Origin of the sequence: Brevibacterium ammoniilyticum (assembly GCF_038429965.1) — a bacterium.
Taxonomy (GTDB): Bacteria; Actinomycetota; Actinomycetes; order Actinomycetales; family Brevibacteriaceae; genus Brevibacterium; species Brevibacterium ammoniilyticum.
This window is the reverse complement of sequence record NZ_BAABNP010000010.1, coordinates 16,336-30,894: the sequence shown is the minus strand read 5'-3', so window position 1 is coordinate 30,894 and position 14,559 is coordinate 16,336. Positions and strand designations below refer to the sequence as shown.

12 protein-coding genes are annotated in these 14,559 nt (G+C 69.7%); 5 read left to right on the top strand and 7 right to left on the bottom strand.

Going from position 1 to position 14,559, the window contains the following annotated elements; genetic code table 11:
- Nucleotides 1–170: 170 nt before the first annotated feature.
- The 3 genes from AAHA49_RS12430 to AAHA49_RS12420 form a co-directional block, all read right to left on the bottom strand.
- The gene (locus AAHA49_RS12430; protein ID WP_342038535.1) at nt 171–1,103 is read right to left on the bottom strand and encodes a 1,4-dihydroxy-2-naphthoate polyprenyltransferase; all 933 of its coding nucleotides are present in this window, start codon (nt 1,101–1,103) and stop codon (nt 171–173) included.
- 80 nt (nt 1,104–1,183) lie between these two features.
- Nucleotides 1,184–2,392, bottom strand: coding sequence for an AMP-binding protein (locus AAHA49_RS12425; RefSeq protein ID WP_342038534.1), 1,209 nt, complete (start codon nt 2,390–2,392; stop codon nt 1,184–1,186).
- Nucleotides 2,393–2,394: 2 nt separating this feature from the next.
- Nucleotides 2,395–3,312 carry a 1,4-dihydroxy-2-naphthoyl-CoA synthase gene (locus tag AAHA49_RS12420; protein WP_342038533.1) on the bottom strand — a complete coding sequence of 306 codons (918 nt, stop codon included), beginning with the start codon at nt 3,310–3,312 and terminating at the stop codon, nt 2,395–2,397.
- Between the two features lie 67 nt (nt 3,313–3,379).
- Between AAHA49_RS12420 and AAHA49_RS12415 the strand changes: the two genes are divergently transcribed.
- Nucleotides 3,380–4,456: an o-succinylbenzoate synthase gene (locus AAHA49_RS12415; protein ID WP_342038532.1), complete on the top strand. Its 1,077-nt coding sequence runs from the start codon at nt 3,380–3,382 to the stop codon at nt 4,454–4,456.
- On the opposite strand, the gene AAHA49_RS12410 is transcribed toward AAHA49_RS12415, so the two are convergent.
- On the bottom strand, nt 4,410–5,120 hold the full coding sequence (locus AAHA49_RS12410) for a hypothetical protein (protein WP_342038531.1): 711 nt from the start codon (nt 5,118–5,120) through the stop codon (nt 4,410–4,412). The genes AAHA49_RS12415 and AAHA49_RS12410 overlap by 47 nt on opposite strands.
- Nucleotides 5,121–5,210: 90 nt before the next feature.
- Nucleotides 5,211–6,716 carry an alpha/beta hydrolase gene (locus tag AAHA49_RS12405; protein WP_342038530.1) on the bottom strand — a complete coding sequence of 502 codons (1,506 nt, stop codon included), beginning with the start codon at nt 6,714–6,716 and terminating at the stop codon, nt 5,211–5,213.
- A 59-nt stretch (nt 6,717–6,775) separates the two neighbouring features.
- Between AAHA49_RS12405 and menD the strand changes: the two genes are divergently transcribed.
- Nucleotides 6,776–8,500, top strand: a complete 1,725-nt coding sequence (gene menD / locus AAHA49_RS12400; protein ID WP_342038529.1) for a 2-succinyl-5-enolpyruvyl-6-hydroxy-3-cyclohexene-1-carboxylic-acid synthase — start codon at nt 6,776–6,778, stop codon at nt 8,498–8,500.
- Between the two features lie 17 nt (nt 8,501–8,517).
- Here the strand turns inward: menD and AAHA49_RS12395 are convergent, their stop codons facing one another.
- Nucleotides 8,518–9,987 (bottom strand): HNH endonuclease, encoded by a 1,470-nt coding sequence (locus tag AAHA49_RS12395; RefSeq protein WP_342038528.1) that lies wholly within the window; start codon nt 9,985–9,987, stop codon nt 8,518–8,520.
- 76 nt (nt 9,988–10,063) lie between these two features.
- The gene (locus AAHA49_RS12390; protein WP_342038527.1) at nt 10,064–11,428 is read right to left on the bottom strand and encodes an isochorismate synthase; all 1,365 of its coding nucleotides are present in this window, start codon (nt 11,426–11,428) and stop codon (nt 10,064–10,066) included.
- A gap of 103 nt (nt 11,429–11,531) precedes the next feature.
- Here AAHA49_RS12390 and AAHA49_RS12385 point away from each other — a divergent pair, with 103 nt between their 5' ends.
- Genes AAHA49_RS12385 through AAHA49_RS12375 form a run of 3 tightly spaced genes read left to right on the top strand, consistent with a single transcriptional unit; the run spans nt 11,532 to nt 14,558 of the window.
- Nucleotides 11,532–12,224, top strand: a complete 693-nt coding sequence (locus tag AAHA49_RS12385) for a demethylmenaquinone methyltransferase (protein WP_342038526.1) — start codon at nt 11,532–11,534, stop codon at nt 12,222–12,224.
- Nucleotides 12,221–13,522, top strand: a complete 1,302-nt coding sequence (locus AAHA49_RS12380) for a geranylgeranyl reductase family protein (protein WP_009379053.1) — start codon at nt 12,221–12,223, stop codon at nt 13,520–13,522. The genes AAHA49_RS12385 and AAHA49_RS12380 overlap by 4 nt, the downstream gene beginning before the upstream one ends.
- A 25-nt stretch (nt 13,523–13,547) precedes the next feature.
- Complete coding sequence (locus tag AAHA49_RS12375; protein WP_040342007.1) at nt 13,548–14,558, top strand: polyprenyl synthetase family protein; 1,011 nt, start codon at nt 13,548–13,550, stop codon at nt 14,556–14,558.
- Nucleotide 14,559 lies beyond the last annotated feature (1 nt).

The window sequence follows — 14,559 nt, the reverse complement described above, 5'->3', positions numbered from 1 at the left end:
GGCCGCAGGCACCCGAGCGACCGACACCTGAGCCGCCTGCGCCTGATCCGCCGGGAGCACGAACCCGCCTGGAGTACGAGCCCGAGGGCCGCTCAGCCGCCGTCGCCTGAGCCGCCCAAGCCGCCTGCGCCCCGGCCATAACTGCCGCGAGCGCGCGCCTGCCTTGAGTCCTACAGCGCGAGCCCGAGCGCGAGCAGCGCTGCGAAGCTCAGGGCCGTGAGCCCCGTCGACTTGATCGGTGGGATGAGTCCGGGTCCCGTCGTCCCGCCGAGCACGGTCTTCAGCGGGGAGAGCGCCGGAACGAGGGCGAGGATCGCCAGCGCCGCCGCCGGATGCCCGTCGAGGATCGCCAGGGCGAGCAGCGCGAAGGGTGTGAGGACGAGGACGGCGTAGGCGATGCGGGCCCGATGGTCGCCCAGACGCACCGCGAGCGTGATCTTGCCCGCCTCGGTGTCGGTGGGGATGTCGCGGAGGTTGTTGACCATGAGCACCGCCGAGGCGAGCAGGCCGATCGACACCGCCCCCGCCCAGCCGCTCAGGGTCAGGGTTCCCACCTGCATCCACATCGTGCCGAGGGTCGCGACGAGACCGAAGAAGACGAAGACGAAGACCTCGCCGAGCCCGAGGTATCCGTAGGGGCGCTTCCCTCCCGTGTAGAACCAGGCCGCCGCCACGGCGCCGGCGCCGACGAGGAGGAACCACCACGCCTGCGAGATGAGCACGAGAGCGATGCCGATGACCGCGGCGATGCCGAAGCAGATGAACGCGGCGCGTCTGACCGCTGCCGGTTCGGCGAGGCCCGTGGCCGTGAGCCGTACGGGGCCCACTCGCACGTCGTCGGTGCCGCGGATGCCGTCGGAGTAGTCGTTGGCGTAGTTCGACCCGATCTGCAGGAACAGGGAGACCAGCAGGGCGAGGAAGCCCTTGAGGATGATGCCGGAGAACGAATGCTCGTGACCGGTCCTCGTGTAGTCGCCGATGATGAACGAGGTGAAGCCCCCGACTGCTCCGATCGCCGCTCCGGTGCCGATGAGCACGGGGGCGAGGGCGAGCGGAAGCGTCCGCAGTCGCGCGCCGGAGATCCACTGCGCGGCAGTTGCCATAGGGGTCGGACACCTTCCGTGGGAGTAGTTGAACCGTCTCATATTACCGAGAGATCGGATGATCGGGAATTCACTCCCGGTCACTTCTCGGTCACTGATGAGAGCACATTTCGGGCCGTCTCGGCGGCGCGTCTGCGGTCGGGTTTGCCGATCGAGCGATTCGGGATCTCGTCGACGACGATGACCTCCCGCGGGAGGAGGCCGCCCACCGACTCGGGCAGCAGGCCGCGCAGGTGGGCGCCGAGCTCGACCGGGGAGCGGGTCAGCCGGGCCACCGCATCGTCGGGGTCGGCGCCGAGGCGGACGAGGGCGACGATCCGCTGCCCCCACTCGTCGTCGGGCACGGAGGTGACGAGCACCTCGGCGATGCCGTGGGACTGCCACTGGGGCAGCAGCGTCGCCTCGAGCGCGTGCGGGGAGACGTTGGTCCCGCCGGAGACGATGATGTCGTCGACCCGACCGAGCACGCTGAGCACGCCGTTCTCGATCCGGCCGAGATCGCTCGTGTGGATCGTCCGGGTCGCTCCCGATCCGGTCAGTGCGGGGGAGTCGACGGGAGTGATCGTGCCGTCGGGGCCGATGCGAACGTAGGCGCCGGCGACGACGGGGCCGGTGAGGTCGATCGTCCCGGCGTCGGTGATCGTCACGCTCACCCCGTCGAAGGGGCGGCCGTCGTAGACGCAGCCGCCGGCGGTCTCCGACATCCCGTACGTGCGCACGATGCTCAGGCCTGCCGCCTCGGCAGCTGTGAGCAGGGCCGGGGAGATCGCCGCCCCGCCGAGGAGGATCGCCGTGAACCCGGCCGCAGCCTTAGTGGCGGCGGGGTCGGCGAGGATCCGGTGGAGCTGCGTGGGGACGAGGGACGTGTACGTCGGGGCCCCGTCGGTTCGGGCGAGCAGGGGCGCGACCTCCTCGGCGAAGGCTGCGGCGGTGAAGGACGGGGCGCTCGAGCGCACGGGGTCGGCCCCGGCGAGGCGGGCGCGCAGTTCCACCTGGAATCCGGCGATGTGGTTGACGGGCAGGGTGAGGTACCAGCGGCCGGGACCGGCGAGGAAGCGCTCCGTCGCCCGCGCCGAGGTGGTCAGGGCATCAGCGGACAGCGCCACCGCCTTCGCGGCCCCCGTCGACCCGGAGGTGTGGAGGATGAGCGCCGGGGCAGGCCCGCTGCCGAGCCAGAGGGCGGGGTCCGCCTCGGCGATCGAACCGGACCGATCCTGAGGGAGAAGGAGGATCGACTCCCCGATCAGGGTCCGGTCGATCGCGGCGGGCAGGTCGTGCGGGATCGGCACGGTCAGTAGTACCAGGGGTAGGGGGACCAGTCGGGGTCGCGTTTCTCGAGGAACGCGTCGCGGCCCTCGACGGCTTCGTCGGTCATGTAGCCCAGGCGGGTCGCCTCACCGGCGAAGACCTGCTGGCCCATGAGACCGTCGTCGACCAAGTTGAAGGCGAACTTGAGCATGCGCTGGGCGTTCGGGGACTTGCCGAGGATCTCGTGCGCCATCCGCAGGGCGGCGTTCTCGAGGTCGGCGTGATCGACGACCTCGTTGACGGCGCCCATGTCCGCCATCTCCTGGGCGGAGTAGGTCCGGCCGAGGAAGAAGATCTCCCGCGCCTTCTTCTGCCCGACCATCTTCGCGAGGTAGGCCGAACCGTAGCCGGCGTCGTACGAGCCGACATCGGCGTCGGTCTGCTTGAACTTCGCGTGCTCACGGGAGGCGATCGTCATATCGGCCACGACATGGAGGCTGTGACCGCCGCCCGCCGCCCAGCCGGGAACGACGGCGATGACGACCTTGGGCATCGTGCGGATGAGGCGCTGGACTTCGAGGATGTGGAGGCGCCCGGCGCGGGCCGGGTCGACGCTCTCCCGGGTCTCACCGGTCGCGTACTGGTAGCCGGAGCGGCCGCGGATGCGCTGGTCGCCGCCGGAGCAGAACGCCCAGCCGCCGTCCTTGGCGCTCGGGCCGTTGCCGGTGAGGAGGACCGCGCCGACGTCGGAGGTCTGGCGGGCGTGGTCGAGGGCGCGGTAGAGCTCGTCGACGGTGTGCGGGCGGAAGGCGTTGCGGACCTCGGGGCGGTCGAAGGCGATGCGCACGGCACCGATGTCGTTCCCGTCCTCGTCGATGGCTCGGTGGTAGGTGATGTCGGTGAAGTCGAAGCCTGCGACCTCGCGCCAGCGGGTCGGATCGAAGATGTCGGAGACGCTCATGGACTCCACCCTAACGCTCGGTCGCGGTCGCTGATGTCAGGGTTCCCCCTGCGGATAGGGTGAGGCCATGACCGTTGATCTTCCCGCCACCTTCGCCGAGGCGGTTCCCCGCTTCCATGTCCTCCGCCTGCCCATGGTCACCCGGTTCCGTGGCGTGACCGAGCGCGAGGTCATGCTCTTCGAGGGACCTGACGGGTGGGCGGAGTTCTCCCCGTTCCTCGAATACGGCCCCGCGGAGTCGGCGAGGTGGCTGCAGGCGGCGCTCGAGTTCGCGGGCGTGCTTCCGGCGGCTGAGCCGCCCGAGGGGCACGCCGCTGCGCGAGGGTCGGTCGAGGTCAACGCGACCCTTCCCGCCCGTCCTGTCGCCGAGGTCGAGTCCATCCTCGACCGCTTCGGATCGGTGAGCACGGTCAAGGCGAAGGTCGCGGAGAACGGCATCGCGTCCCTGCCCGAGGACCTCGCCCGTCTGCGCGAGCTGCGCCGTCTCCTCCCCGACGTCGATCTCCGCCTCGACGCGAATGCGAAGTACACCTTTACCGAGGCACTCGAGGCTTCAGAGGCCTTCGCCGGCTTCGGTCTCCAGTACTTCGAACAGCCGGTGCCGGGTGTCGAGGATCTCGCACGGCTGCGGGAGGAGCTTGCCGCCCGTGGCCTGCCGGTGCGTCTGGCCGCCGACGAGTCGATCCGGAAGGCCGAGGACCCGCTGCGGGTCGCGGCGCTCGGGGCCGCCGAGGTCGTCATCGTCAAGGTGCAGCCGCTCGGGGGAGGGGCGGCGGCACGCCGGATCATCGCGGACAGCGGTCTGCCTGCCGTCGTGTCCTCGGCACTCGAATCCTCGGTGGGCCTGGCCGCTGGGGCGCAGCTGGCGGCGAGTCTGCCGGTGACCGCGGCGAGCCGGGAGATCCTCGGGGAGGCACCCGCGTGCGGACTCGGCACGGCAAGGCTATTCGCCGAGGATGTCGTCGACCCGGGGCTCGTCCCCGTGGGCGGGCGGATCCCGGTGACGCGAATCGCCCCGGACCCGCAGCGCCTGTCGGCGTTGGCTGCGGATCCGGGGCGATATCGGTGGTGGACCGACCGGGTCGAGGAGTGCTGGGTCAGCCTGCGTTCTTCACGGCTGCCACAGCCGCCTCGGCGACCTTGACGGCGTCCTGCTCGGTGCCGTTGGGCGACAGGTTCGCCGCGGTGACGACGTTGTTGCCGACGCGAGCGGTGACGGTCTGGGTCGACATCGCGGTGGCACCGCCGGCCTCCATCGAGGTCGTCGTGCCCACGGTCTCGTCGGCCCCGGCGACGGTGGCGTCGAAGGCCTTCGACGACATCTTCATCTCCATGCCCTGCATCTTCATGGTCACGTCGGCGCAGGTCTCGGCCATCTTGCTCGAGTTCGAGAACTGCGAGGAGGTGGCCTGTTCGTCGGCGAAGCTCGAGAGTCCCACGCTCATGGTGTTGTCCGAGGCGATGCCGACGACCATCGTGCCGCTGGAAGCCTTGGCGGCGTTGAGGCCGGCCATGGCGAGGTCCTTGCACTCGGCGGGCTGGAATTCGGCCTGCTCGAGGGCCTTGGCGGCCTCACCGGAGTCGATGGCTCCGGTGTCGACGGGCTTGAAGGTCTTGCCGTCGAAGTCCGTGGTTTCGATGATCTTCTTCAGCGCAGCCTCGTCGAGCTGCGTGGATGCCTGGGTGTCCTCGGCGGCCGGCTTCGAACCGGAGTCGGAGGATCCGGCGGACTCGGAGGAGCCGCCGCCGGAGCAGCCGGCCAGGGCGAGGGTGGCAGTGACGGCGATGACGGGCAGGAGACGTTTCATGGTCGACCTCTCAGTTCAGGGTTCGGCCAGCACGTGCGGCTGGAGCGAGGGGAGGCGGTTGCCTGTGCGACCGCTGTGCGGAAGCTGGGCTCAACTATAATCGAGCGCCGAGGTGTCGGATCCGTGCGGGTGTGCCGGATTCGGCACATGGTCGTCCGTCTTCGCCACATCGGTCGCAGGGGACCCTGCCGGCTCCTCGGCGGAGGCGATGCGCACGGTCGTGACCTCCTCCTGGCCGAGGGTGGTGAAGTGCTGGGTGCGGCGACCGGGGATGATGGGGTCGTGCATGGCCGCGGCGAGTCGGCCGGTGAAGGTCAGGCGGCCCTTCTTGTCCGCACGCTGCGGGTAGTCGTTGGTTCCGGTGGGGCCGGTGACGGTGATGTCGTACTTCTTTCCCGGTTGGAACAGGTCGGGGGTGCGCACGCGGAAGCTGCCGGTGCCGGTGAGGGAGAATCCGGCGGCGGAAACGGAGCCGAAGCGCACGATCTGGGCGCGGCGGCGGGAGATCTCGACCCGCCAGCCGTGGATGTCGAAGAGCGCGTGGCCGGTGAGGTAGGAGAATTCGCCGCCGTCGGCGATGTGTTTGTGGGTGCGCCGGCGCCTCGAGTCCTGGGAGCTCGAGTAGTCGCGGTGGCGCTGCAGGGTCGTCAGCCACGCGCCGAGTTCGCGCTGCCAGCTCACCCAGTTGTGCAGGCCGGTGGTGCGCGGGAACCATGAGTGGCGGATGCCGAGGGAGTTCAGCCGCGCGGAGAAGCGCTCGCCCTGCTGGTTGACGAGGGTCTCGAGGAGGTCGCGGTCCTTGGTCTCCTCGAGGCTGCCGGAGCCGGCGGAGAACCACAGGTCCATGTCGCGCAGGTTCTCGGCGAGGCCGTAGGGGGAGTTCGCGATCCATTCGCTGCGGTCGGCGTCGCGGTCGCCGAAGAGGGTCATCGAACGGGCGCCTTCGCGCATCGCGATGATGTCGAAGGCGGGGACGGCCGAGAGCGGGTCGAGCGGGGAGGAGAAGGCTGCGGCGGCGCCGAAGCGGTCGGGATGCCACGCGGCGTACTTCATGGCGCCGTAGCCGCCCATGGACAGGCCGGCGAGCAGCTGGCTGCCCCGGTCGGTCTCGACCGAGTAGGTCTTGGCGAGGAAGTCGGGGATCTCCTTGGTGTGGAAGCTCGGCCAGTCGTGGACGTCGCTGCCGACGGCGACGCGGGAGTAGGTGCCGGCTCCGCCGTCGGGCATGACGACGAGGTAGGGGGAGTCGGCGGTGAGCTCCTCGGCGGCGCCGAAGTCGGTCCACGAGCGGAAGTCGTCGCCGCCGCCGTGGTAGAGGTGGATGACGGGGCTGACCTCGGCGGGGATTCCGGGCAGGAGCACGCGGACGCCGACGGTGCGGCCGAGGGCGGGGGAGTAGAGGAAGAACTCCCTCAGCCTCGGCGAGAGTTTGCGTTTGTCGCGGATGTGCCACTTGCGGGCGTCCTTGCCGCGGGGTTCGGGGCCGAGGAATGCGCTGTTCTGGTCACGGGCGGGGAAGCGTCCGCGCAGCGAGCGGGCGGCGGTCAGCGATCGGACGGCGCGTGCTCCAACCGCTAAGAGGATCGATCGGCGCATGGGTCGACAGTAGTGGGTCAACGTGAACCGGAGGTGGGCAGGTGGTTGAATATCGGGTGATGTCGAATTCTTCCGCAGTGGCGCAGCAGATCGCCCGAAGCCTGGTGTCCGCCGGAGTCAGGGAGGTCGTCCTGTCGCCCGGGTCCCGGTCGGCGCCCTTGGTCTATGCGTTCGCCCCCCTCGCCGAGGCGGGGGTCATCCGCACGCATGTGCGCCTCGATGAGCGTGATGCCGGTTTCCTCGCCCTCGGTCTGGCCCGGGGCCTGCGGGTGCGGGCGGCTGAGTCGGGTGAGCGGGGGTCACCGGTGGCGCTCGTGACGACCTCGGGGTCGGCGGTCGCGAACCTCCACCCGGGCGTGCTCGAAGCCTCGTACGGGCACCTGCCGCTCATTGCGATCACCGCCGACCGTCCCGCGCGACTGCGGGGGACCGGGGCGAATCAGACGATCGACGATCAGGCGCACGTGCTCAGCGATGTCCGTGCCCGGTTCGATGTTCCCGCCGGTGACGCGGTCACCACCGACGGTGTCAAGGGGACCGTCGCCGAGGCGGTTGCCCGGTCGATGGGCGCCGCAGTCGACGGTGCGTCCTCTCCGTCCCTGCCGGGGCCCGTCCAGCTCAACGTCCAGTTCGACACCCCGCTCGTGCCGACCACCGACGAACTCGAGGCGTGGACTGCCGAGTTCGCAGAGTCCGCCGATGCTGATCCCGTACGCGAGGCGTCAGCCGCAGCGCCTTCGGACGCCCTGTCTCCGTCGGGCTCGTCGGCTGGGGGCCCGACCGTGGATGTGACCCTCACCGAAGGCACCGTCATCGTCGCCGGTGACGCCGGCGGCCACTCTGCCGACTCGCTGCGGGAGCTCGCCGAGGAGCGATCGCTGCCGGTGCTCGCCGAACCCTCGAGCCCGCTGACGTTCCGTGCCGGGGACTCGTCGACCTTCGTCCCCGCCCACGCCCGGGTGCTCACCGACCACCCGGAGCTGGCAGGCGCGATTCGCACGGTCATCGTCCACGGCAAACCGACCCTGACGCGGCCCGTGGCGGCGCTTCTCGCCGACACCTCGGTGTCCGTGCGGCGCGTCCCCGACGACATCGATGCGCACGTCCTCACGGTCACCGGCGAGCAGCGCGACGGCGGAGCGTGGGCGCGCGACTGGGTCGAGGCGGGCAACGCCGCCGTCGGGGCCGTCCGGGACGAGCAGTCCGCGCAGACCGCACGCGCGATCACCGAACACCTCGCCGCCCAGGACATCACCCTCTTCGCCGCGAGCTCGAACACCATCCGCTACCTCAGCGGGGCCGTCGATGTCCGCGCCCGCATCCACGCCTCCAGGGGACTCGCCGGCATCGACGGCCTCGTCTCGACCGCGACCGGACTCTCGCTCGGACTCGCCGAGCCCGTTGTGCTCCTCATCGGGGATATCGCGATGCTCCACGACGTCGGCGGCCTGCTCACGCCCACGTCCGAGGAGACCGGCTCGGTGACCATCGTCGTCCTCAACGACGACGGCGGGGCGATCTTCTCCGGACTCGAGCATTCACAGCCGCATGTCGCGCCCTACCTCGAGCGCTACTTCACCGTGCCGCACGGGCGCGGCTTCGGCGAACTCGCCGCCGCGTACGGATGGGACCACGCGCAGGTGTCCACGCTCGAGGATTTCTCCGCCGTCTTCGCCGACACCCAAGCCGGCTCGCAGTCTGCCGGCGGACACGGCGAACACAGCGTCCGACGGACGATCATCGAAGTCGATCTCACCTCACCGCCGACCGATCACGACGCCTGACGCAACGCGCAGAGCACTCACCCGGTGTCCCGGAGCACCCTTTCTCGATAGATCGACTCGACGGTGCTCGGCGACTGGGCGTCGTCGCTGTCCGGTCTGATGGGCACCACTTCGAAAGTGACGACCTCACCACCTGGCCGTCTCGGCGGGCCATCTCGCCTGCTCGGCGTGCTCTTGCCTTGAGCGCGCAGCTTCGTCACGAGCGGCGGAGTGTCCGCCCGGTAACTCTCCCCGGTCGGGGTGGTGACGATGAGCGTTTCCGGAGTGGCCTCATGCCTCCAACCGGCCTTCTCCTTCGCGTAGTTGCAGGCCGCGCACAGTCCGGACGCGTTCTCCCACTCCGTGGTGCCTCCGGCGGCCACTGGTTGCGCATGGTCGACGTGCTTGATCGGAGCGTCGCATCCCGGCGACCGGCACACGTCGTCCCGGAAGATCACCATCTTCCGCAGCTGACCGGTGAACTTCCGCGACTTCGAGTCCATGCCGACCAGCTGCCCGGTCCTCGGGGACGTGAATACCCGCCGGAGGAAGGTCTGCGCATCGGAGGCCACGAGGAACTCCCGCGCCGTCTTCGCCGGAAGGGGACCGAAGCCCGGCAGCCAGGCGGGCACTCGACCGTCGGAGAACAGACTTTCGGCCTCGATGACCACGGCGACTTCGACCGGCACGTCGTCGGCTGTGCCCTGGCCGGTCAGCCGTTCGACGAACAGGTCTGCCATGAGCTGCTTCTCGGTGCGCCCCGCGGCCGCGCCGTCGGCGAGACGACTCAACGCAGACCGCTGGAGATGATCGACGACGGCGACGCCTTCGACCAATGGCAGCACAGCACTGATGCGGGCCATGCCGTCCTCGAGGTCGGCGAAGGACACGTGCCGGTCGTCCACGGCGACGGTGGAGCTCTCCCATTCGAAGGCGGGATCGTCGTCGGCGCGGGCCTGGTAGGCGAGTGCCCGCACCTCACGGCTCAGACGTCGGTTGCCGGTGTGGGTGAGTCGGTCCTTCAGTTCGTCATCGATGCGCACCCGCTGCTCGTGGGTGAGTCCGGCGGTGCGCTCGGCGACGGTGCGGGCGCGACTCTGCGGGATGTCGCCACGGGCGAGAGCGGCGAAGGTGTGCGGCAGGTCGTCCACGAGCGCATGGGCGGTCGAGAGGAATCTCCGTCCCGAGGCCGGTGCCGTGTTCTTCGCATAGGCGACTTCGTGACCGGCATACGTGCCGCGTTTGTGCGCCGGCACCTGATTCGCGGTGTCCTCGGCGACCCGATGGGCGTGCAGCGCGACGGCCTCGCTGGCTTGGACGGCGGCGATCGTCGCGGTGAGGCGCTCGAGGAGGGTGATGCGCTGCTGGGCTTCATCGGCGTTCGCGGAGGGAGCCAGGTCGAAGAGCATCGACGAGAAATCACGGACGTCACCGGCGAAGTGCGGCGCGGCCGCGGTCAGGTCGGTGTCGTCGCCTGTCGCCGTGTCCGAAGGTTCCTTCGCGTCCATACGACAACGCTACAGACCGGCCCTGACACGAGCTCAGACCCGACCCGATCACTGCCCTGACCCGAGCTCGAAACCCCTACTCCAACCCGAGCGCCTTACGCATCGGAGCGAACTTCGCCTCGGTCTCGGCCACCTCGGCGGCGGGATCGGAATCGGGCATGATCCCGGCACCGGCGTAGAGCCGGATCCGGTTGCGATCCTCGAGCTGACCGCAGCGCAGCGCGATCCCGAACTGCCCGTTGCCCCGATCGTCCATCCACCCGACGGGACCGGAGTACCGGCCCCGGTCGAGGGGTTCGAGTTCGTCGACGCGGGCCACGGCGCTCGCCTGCGGGTACCCGCCGACCGCCGCCGTCGGGTGGACAGCCGCGGCGACGTCGAGGGCGTTGAGGCCCGAATTGGCGGGCAGGTGCCCGGTGGCATCGGAGGCGGAGTGGATGACGTTGGCCAAGGGCAGCAGATGGGGTCGGTCGTCGACAGAGACGTCGGAGGCGACGGACCCGAGGCTGCGCTGGAGGGAGGCGATCGCGAACGCGTGCTCGGTGCTGTCCTTGTGTGCGCTCAGCAGCTTCCGGGCCGCCGCCATCTCCGCCGTCGGGTCCTCCTCGACCCGGTAGGTTCCCGCGAGCACCCGGGAGGTCACGCGGCCGTTGTCGACGCCGATGAGCAGTTCGGGGGTCGAGCCGATGAGACCGGCGATGTCGAAGGTCCAGCAGCTCGGGTAGCTGCGGTTGAGGGCACCGAGGACCGAACGGACGTCGATCTCGTCCTCGGTGGTGACGACCTCGTCGCGGGCGAGGACGATCTTGCGCAGGGTCGGGTCGTCGGAGGCCGCATCCACCTCGGCGGGGCCGTCGACGGGGGTGAGCATGGCCGAGACGGTGCGCACGAGCTCGGACCACGTGCCCTCGTCGAGGTCGCCGGGGGAGGCCTTCGCCGAGGTGACCGGTCGCAGCGCCTCCTCCCTGAGCACCGGGGGCGCGGGGGTGGTGCCGGCGGCGGTGATCGTCGTCATCCACACGCGACCGCCGCGGCGGCCGAGGACGAATTCGGGGATGTGGATGAGGGAGTCGACCGCGGAGTCCTGCGAATAGGTGACGGTCGCGAAGCACATGAGCCCGGATCCGAGGTGGTCGACCTCGTCCTCGATGTGCGCGGCCGCCGTGATCGCCTTCCACGCCTGGGAGAGCTCCTGAAAGCGCTGCGGTCCGCGGGCGCGGATGCGCAGGGTGCGACCGAAGCCGATGAGTCCCGAGGTGTCGCGGACCCAGCAGGAGAACGCCGAGGTGGGCAGCAGTGCCAGGGTCTGCTCGACGGTCGTGGGCAGGCCGGAGGCGAAGGGGAAGCCGGGGCCGGGGTCGACGTCGTCGACGAAACGGGAGCGGACGAGAAGCTGGGGAGCTGCGGTGGCGATGTCGGAGGCGGTGAGCGTCGTAGTCATGGCACGGCCACTCTAGCCGAGGAGCATCCGACCGGACTTCAGCTGTGTCGAGACCCACACGCGCGGATTCGCGAGCGGGGGCCGCGATTGAGACAATGAGGCCATGAACCGTGCCCAGCTGGACAAGCAGCCCGCTGACGTCGCCTCGATGTTCGACGATGTCGCCTCCCGATACGACCTCACCAACGACATCCTTTCGCTCGGGCAGGCGCGGTCGTGGCGGCGCACCGTCTCCTACGCCGTGGCCGCCGGCCCCGGCGAGAAGGTCCTCGACCTCGCCGCGGGCACCGGCACCTCGTCGATGTCGTTCACCCATCACGGCGCCGAGGTGGTCGCAGGCGACATCTCCGAGGGCATGCTCGCCGAAGGCCGCCGGCGGCACCCGAAGATCGACTTCGTCTACGCCGATGCCCTCGACCTGCCCTTCGAGGACGGGACCTTCGACGTCGTGACGATCTCGTTCGGCATCCGCAACGTCCACGATGTCGACCGGGCGCTGGCGGAGATGCTGCGCGTCCTCAAGCCGGGCGGCCGCCTCATCGTCTGCGAGTTCTCCACGCCGACGCTGCGCCCCTTCAGCGTCGTGTACAAGGAGTACCTCATGCGGGCCCTGCCCGCCGTGGCCACCGCGGTGTCCTCGAATCCCGAGGCCTACGTCTACCTCGCCGAGTCGATCCGTGAGTGGCCCGACCAGGACGCCTTCGCCCACCAGATCCTCGACGCCGGATTCGACCAGGTGAAGTACCGGAACCTCTCCGGCGGCATCGTCGCGGTCCACCACGCGCTCAAGCCGTGAACGAGTTCGACGCCGACGTCGTCATCGTCGGGGCCGGTCCCGCCGGATCGGCGCTCGGAGCGTACCTCGCCCAGGCCGGCCATGACGTCGTCATCCTCGAGAAGTCCGGTTTCCCGCGCGACAAGATCTGCGGCGACGCCCTCACCCCGCGCGCGGTCAAGGAGGTCGGGTACCTCGGTCTCGAGACTCCCGAATCCGAGGGCTGGCATCGCAATCGGGGACTGCGCCTCATCGGCGGCGGCCACCGCCTCGAGATCGACTGGCCCGACATCGACGGCACCCCGAACTATGGTCTGACCCGACCCCGGATGGGCATGGACGAAGCCTTCGCCCGGCATGCGCAGCGCAGCGGGGCCAGACTCTTCGAACAGGTCAAAGCGCTGAGTCCCGACATCGGCGAGGACGGCTGGGTCCGCGGAGTCCACGCCACCGGCACCGACCACCGGGGCCGCCGGGTCGGCCCCGACGCGCACTTCCGCGCCCCAATCGTCGTCGCCGCCGATGGCGTCTCCTCCCGTCTCGCCGTGGCCATGGGTCTGGAGAAGCGCGACGACCGCCCGATGGGGGTGGCCGTGCGCGCCTACCATTCCTCGCCGAGGCATGCCGACGAGTACATCGAGAGCTGGGTCGAGATGCGCTCGACGAACCCGGCAGGCGAGTCCGAGGTCCTGCCCGGCTACGGCTGGCTCTTCCCCATGGGCGACGGGACGATCAACATCGGCGCCGGCCTCCTCGACTCCTCACCCCAGTTCGGCTCCGTCGACCTGCGGGCCGTGATGCGGGAGTGGATCGCCGACATGGGCGAGGAGTGGGGGATCGACGCGTCGACGGAGATCGGTCCGATCAAGTCCGCGGCACTGCCGATGGCGTTCAACCGCACCCCGCACTTCCATCGCGGCCTCCTCCTCATCGGCGACTCCGGGGGCATGGTCAACCCGTTCAACGGTGAGGGCATCGACTACGCCCTCGAGTCCGCTCGCCTGGCCGCCGAGGTGATCTCCACCTACGCCCGGTATCCGGAGTCGATCATGCGGGAGAGGCTCGCCGAATACCCTGCGCTCGTCGGGGATTCGCTCGGGCGTTACTTCACCCTGGGCCGAGTATTCTCTGCGATCATCGGCCACCCGTCACTGATGCACTTCGGAATCAAGTACGGTATGGGTGTTGATGTTGTGATGGAGTTCGTCGTCCGACTGCTGGCGAACCTCTACCGCGACCCCACGATGTCCGAGGCCGATCTCATCGATCGGGTGATCGCAGGACTCACCCGGATCGTCCCGGCCACGAGCAATGCCTGACCCAGTGACTATGAATGACGAGGACATGAGCCACCTAGCCTCCCCGGTGACGTTCATCGGCGCCGACGCCCAGCTCGCGGCCGACATCTCGACTCAGCTCGAAACCGTCGAACGCCGCCTCTACGAGGTCACGGATCAGACCAGGAAGCTTCCCGACACCGCGTCGAAGCACCTGCTCGCCGCCGGCGGGAAACGGGCCCGTCCGAACCTCGTGCTGCTCACCGCCCGCCTCGGCGAACCTCACTGCGACGAGGTCATCGAGGCAGCGGTCGCCGTCGAGCTCATCCACCTCGCCTCCCTCTACCACGACGACGTCATGGACGACGCTCCCGTGCGCCGGGGCGCACCCGCCGCTCATGAGGTGTGGGGCAACTCCGTGGCCATCCTCACCGGGGACCTCCTCTTCTCGAAGGCCTCGCTCGTCACCGCGGGCCTCGGTCCGGAGGCTGTGAAGATCGAGTCGGAGACGTTCGAGCGCCTCGTCCTCGGCCAGCTCGCCGAGTTCGCCGGGCCCACTCCCGATGAGGATCCGATCGGGCACTACATCGACGTCCTTGCCGACAAGACGGGGTCGCTCATCGCCGCCTCTGCGCAGTTCGGGGCGATGTTCTCCGGCGCCGATCCGGCGCTCGTCGATCCCGTGCGGATCTTCGGTGAGCGCGTCGGTGTGGCCTTCCAGCTCGCCGATGACATCATCGACCTCACGACGACGGGCAGCCAGTCCGGGAAGACCCCGGGCACCGACCTGCGCGAACGCGTGCCCACTCTGCCCGTGCTCTACGTCCGTGCCGCAGCTGCCGATGGGGACGCCGAGGCGGCTCGGGTCGCCGAACTCCTCGACGCCGATCTCAGCTCGGATGCCGCCCTCGAAGAGGCACGGGCCGCGCTGGCCGCGCATCCGGTCACCGAGGCCGCCCGCGCCGAGGCGGTGCGCTGGGCGGAATCGGCGAAGGAGGCTCTCGCGCCGCTGCCGGAGGGCATCGTCAAGGAGTCCCTGTTCGAGTTCGCCGATTCCGTGGTCTCGCGCTCGCGCTGAT

Coding starts and splice junctions, on each gene's coding strand:
- AAHA49_RS12430 (WP_342038535.1), bottom strand. CDS start 1,103: ATGGCAACTGCCGCGCAGTGGATCTCCGGCGCGCGACTGCGGACGCTT.
- AAHA49_RS12420 (WP_342038533.1), bottom strand. CDS start 3,312: ATGAGCGTCTCCGACATCTTCGATCCGACCCGCTGGCGCGAGGTCGCA.
- AAHA49_RS12415 (WP_342038532.1), top strand. CDS start 3,380: ATGACCGTTGATCTTCCCGCCACCTTCGCCGAGGCGGTTCCCCGCTTC.
- AAHA49_RS12410 (WP_342038531.1), bottom strand. CDS start 5,120: ATGAAACGTCTCCTGCCCGTCATCGCCGTCACTGCCACCCTCGCCCTG.
- AAHA49_RS12405 (WP_342038530.1), bottom strand. CDS start 6,716: ATGCGCCGATCGATCCTCTTAGCGGTTGGAGCACGCGCCGTCCGATCG.
- menD (WP_342038529.1), top strand. CDS start 6,776: ATGTCGAATTCTTCCGCAGTGGCGCAGCAGATCGCCCGAAGCCTGGTG.
- AAHA49_RS12395 (WP_342038528.1), bottom strand. CDS start 9,987: ATGGACGCGAAGGAACCTTCGGACACGGCGACAGGCGACGACACCGAC.
- AAHA49_RS12390 (WP_342038527.1), bottom strand. CDS start 11,428: ATGACTACGACGCTCACCGCCTCCGACATCGCCACCGCAGCTCCCCAG.
- AAHA49_RS12385 (WP_342038526.1), top strand. CDS start 11,532: ATGAACCGTGCCCAGCTGGACAAGCAGCCCGCTGACGTCGCCTCGATG.
- AAHA49_RS12375 (WP_040342007.1), top strand. CDS start 13,548: ATGAGCCACCTAGCCTCCCCGGTGACGTTCATCGGCGCCGACGCCCAG.